At 46.1% G+C, this 4,062-nt stretch carries 3 protein-coding genes; 2 read left to right on the top strand and 1 reads right to left on the bottom strand.

What is annotated here, in order from left to right:
* Nucleotides 1-107 precede the first annotated feature (107 nt).
* Nucleotides 108-770: a 16S rRNA (guanine(527)-N(7))-methyltransferase RsmG gene (gene rsmG / locus AB7U36_RS19955; protein WP_428161388.1), complete on the bottom strand. Its 663-nt coding sequence runs from the start codon at nucleotides 768-770 to the stop codon at nucleotides 108-110.
* A gap of 355 nt (nucleotides 771-1,125) precedes the next feature.
* On the opposite strand from rsmG, the gene fusA reads away from it, so the two are divergent.
* Nucleotides 1,126-3,213 (top strand): elongation factor G, encoded by a 2,088-nt coding sequence (gene fusA / locus AB7U36_RS19950; RefSeq protein ID WP_428161387.1) that lies wholly within the window; start codon nucleotides 1,126-1,128, stop codon nucleotides 3,211-3,213.
* A 26-nt stretch (nucleotides 3,214-3,239) separates the two neighbouring features.
* Nucleotides 3,240-3,932 (top strand): hypothetical protein, encoded by a 693-nt coding sequence (locus tag AB7U36_RS19945; protein WP_428161386.1) that lies wholly within the window; start codon nucleotides 3,240-3,242, stop codon nucleotides 3,930-3,932.
* Nucleotides 3,933-4,062: the final 130 nt, after the last annotated feature.

Below are 4,062 nucleotides of genomic sequence, written 5' to 3'. Positions count from 1 at the left end.
CTTTTATGCACGGTAAATCCCTGCATAAAACGTGATAAAATAGCGTTTTTGTATTGCCTTGTCAATGACGGGGATCCAAAAGGGCAATCACATAAAAAATAAGGAATTTACAGTGCTGACGCATAAGCCTGACGGATTTCAAGGATAAGAACAATCCTTTGGGCATTCACAAAAGGCAGATGGTAAGGTTTATGTATAATGTGAAACTGGGCCTCAAGTTCAGGCGTGATCTCCTCCAGGGCATTCGCCCCTTTCAGGGCATAAATCCTGCCGCCTGGTCCCAACATGGGACAGGCAAGCTTTGCAAGTTTTCCAAGATCTGCAAAGCCTCTGGCCATCACTGCATCATACATCTGAAAATGCCCGGAATCTCTGGCAAGGTCTTCCACTCTTGCATGTAGCGCACTGATGTTGTCAAGCTTTAAGGTGCGTACCACATGGTTTAAAAAGCTGACCTTTTTTCTCACCGCATCCACCATGGTGACATCAAGGTCCGGACAGACCACTTTCATGGGAACGGCCGGGAAACCTGTACCGGAACCAATATCCATTATCCGTGCAGGCCGATCCAGAAACCTGGCCGCAGCCAGTGCATCCACAAAATGTTTATATGCCACCAGCCGGATATCGGTTATGGCGGTCAAATTCATTTTGGCATTCCAGAGCATCAGTTCACGGGCATGGGCAGCCAGCAGACCCGTATGGTCCGGTGAGACGTTCAACCCAAGGGCCTCAGCACCCTTTTCAAGGCAATGGCAAAATTCCTTCATTTATATATACAACCCATTTATGTTTTGAAAATTCAACCTGTTTGCCCTCCCCCCCCCATACTTTCCATGAAACAAAAATTTTGGGTCAATCCTATAATCTGCCTTCCTGAAATTCAACAAAATTTCTTTGTAATGAAATATAAGTGTATCGTGCGATCAATAAAATTAAAATTGATTTTATTGGAAAAATAGTGTATTTTAATTTTTTTTATTTTGTTTGCTGGCATTTTATATTCTGGAATAATTTAATAAAATCATAATAAAACTATAGTATGAAACATGACGGCTGCGCCTTTGGCAATGGTCGCGCCTGGTATTGTTTCAAAGGATTTTTTATTTTTAAGGACAAAACAAAATGATCAGAGATCTTAAACGGGTAAGAAATATTGGAATCAGCGCCCATATTGATTCCGGTAAAACCACGCTTACTGAACGGATTCTTTTTTATACCAACCGAATCCATAAAATCAACGAAGTCAGGGGTAAGGACGGCACAGGTGCGGTCATGGATTCCATGGAACTGGAAAAGGAAAGGGGCATTACCATTGCTTCTGCCGCCACCCATTGTGAATGGGACAAGCATGCCGTTAATATTATTGACACGCCGGGCCATGTGGATTTTACCGTGGAGGTGGAACGGTCCTTGCGGGTTCTGGACGGTGTTGTCCTTATCCTTTGCTCCGTATCCGGGGTACAGTCCCAGTCCATTACCGTTGACCAGCAGATGAAACGCTACCAAGTCCCCTGCATTGCGTTTGTAAATAAATGTGACCGGTCAGGTGCCAACCCGCTTAAAGTCTGCAAGCAGCTTAAGGATAAACTCGGTCATAATTCCGTGATGCTGCAGCTTCCCATAGGCCTTGAAGACAAGCACCAGGGTGTAATTGACCTTGTGAAAATGAAAGCCTTTTATTTTGAGGGTGACAATGGGGAACGAATGGTTGAAGCTGACATCCCTGCCGAACTTAGAGATGATGCCGAAACCGCCAGGGAGGAGATGATTGATGCCGTGTCCCTGTTCTCCGAAGCGCTGACAGACGCTATTCTTGAGGAAGCTCAAATTACCGAAGAGATGATCATGTCTGCAGTAAGGACCGGTACCATTGCCCGGGAGATGACCCCGGTTTTCCTGGGTTCTGCATATAAAAACAAAGGGGTGCAACCCCTGTTGAACGCTGTTATTAAATATCTGCCTTGCCCTCTGGATATTAAAAATGAGGCCATTGATCTGGACAATAACGAAGAAACTGTCATCCTGGAGAGTGATTTTAACAAACCCACCGTGGCACTGGCGTTTAAACTGGAAGACGGTCAGTATGGTCAGCTGACCTACATCCGTGTTTATCAAGGCTGTGTGAATAAAGGAGACACCCTGATAAACGCCAGGGACCATAAAAAGGTTAAAATCGGCCGTCTCATCCGTATGCACTCCAACCAGACGGAAGATGTGGACGCTGTTCCGGCCGGTCATATCGGTGCTATTTTCGGCATTGACTGTGCATCGGGCGACACATTTGTTTCACCGGGTGTCAACTACTCCATGCTGGCCATGCACGTCATGGAACCGGTTATCTCTTTATCCATTACGCCCAAGGACAACAAAGCCCAAATCAACATGTCCAAGGCCCTGAACCGGTTTACCAAGGAAGACCCTACATTCAAGACCTACGTGGATCATGAAACCGGAGACACCATTATTCAGGGCATGGGCGAGCTTCACCTGGAAGTATATGTGGAGCGCATGAAACGCGAATACAATGCCGAGGTTATGACAGGCCAGCCCAGGGTGGCTTACAGGGAAACCATTACCCGGAAAGCGCCTTTCAACTACACCCATAAAAAACAGACCGGTGGTGCAGGTCAGTTCGGACGTGTGTCAGGCTTTATGGAACCCACTGAGGAAGAATTTGAATTTGTGAATAAGGTCACCGGCGGCCGCATCCCCACCCAGTATATTCCGGCCTGCCAAAAAGGCTTTGAGGCCTGCCTTGCGAAAGGTCCCAGCCTTGAGTTTCCGGTAACCGGCATCAAAGTCACCCTGGAAGACGGCGCCTACCATGCCGTTGATTCATCCGAGATGGCATTCCAGTCCGCAGCCCGCGGCGGTTTTCTTGAGGCTTACAACAAAGCAAAACCTGTAATCATGGAACCTATTATGAAGGTGGTGATTGAAACCCCCAATGAATTCCAGGGTGCCTGCATGGGGCTGATCAACCAGCGGCGCGGCATTATCCAGGGCTCCCAGGAAGAGGGAACCATGTCTGTCATTGAATCCCAGGTTCCGCTGTCCGACATGTTCGGCTTTTCAACAATTTTAAGATCCGCCACCCAGGGCAAGGCCCAGTTTACAATGGAATTTTCTTCCTATAAACAGGCACCCCTATCTGTGGCAGAGGAAATTGCCAAGAAAAAAGCCGAAGAAAGAGCAGCCAAAAACAAATAAGACCTTTTTGATATAAGAGAGGAAATATGCTTAAAAATGACCTCATTTTAAGAAGCCCGGCAAAAAAAATCATTGGCGCCGAAGTTATAAACGGTCAGTTCGGTGCCGTACTTTCCCGGGCTGGCGTAGGCAAAACCGGATTTCTGGTTCAAATTGCCCTGACACGTCTGCTTTGCGACGAAAAAGTGCTTCATATCAGCTTATGTGACACCATTGAGAAAATCAACATAAGATATAATGAAGGATACGCCAATCTTATCGACAGTATCGGTTATGTTGACGCCCAGATTGCCGAACGTCTGTGGGATGAGATACAACATCACAAAACAGGTATTGCATACAACGAGTCCACATTTAATGTAAACAAAATCAGAGATTATCTGAACAGTTTTAAAGGGGCGGCCCTTACCCTGCCTACCCTGATGATTATTGACGGCCTTGATTTTGATACAGACCGTTCAGATATGCTTTCTGATTTAAAACAGCTTCACCAGGATTTCGGCACCTGCATCTGGTTTTCCATGCAAACCCACAGAGAAGAACCGTTGAACCGGAATGGCTATCCGGTTCAGCTGGAAAATTACGACATGTTGTTTGACAAGGCAGTATTCCTTGTTTCTGTGGAAAATAAAATCCAGGCCATTGTACTTAAGGACGGGGACCGAACAGATCAGAAATTTTTGCTGGAGCCGGCCACACTGATGCTGGCGGAAGAATAGATAGGCTGCATCAATAATACCGCCTTAACAGATCAAAACAGCTAAAGGCCGCAACACCCGTCAATATGGGTTTGCGGCTTTTTTTGTATCTTTAGATCTAACAATTTCTTATTACGTTTCACAACCAATC

The organism is Desulfobacter sp. (assembly GCF_050177295.1).
Note: the sequence above shows the minus strand (reverse complement) of the source record. Positions and strands in the feature narration are given on the sequence as shown.

Bases quoted from the DNA above. Each gene is read 5' to 3' on its own strand.
- fusA (WP_428161387.1), top strand. From the start codon at position 1,126: ATGATCAGAGATCTTAAACGGGTAAGAAATATTGGAATCAGCGCCCAT.
- AB7U36_RS19945 (WP_428161386.1), top strand. From the start codon at position 3,240: ATGCTTAAAAATGACCTCATTTTAAGAAGCCCGGCAAAAAAAATCATT.
- rsmG (WP_428161388.1), bottom strand. From the start codon at position 770: ATGAAGGAATTTTGCCATTGCCTTGAAAAGGGTGCTGAGGCCCTTGGG.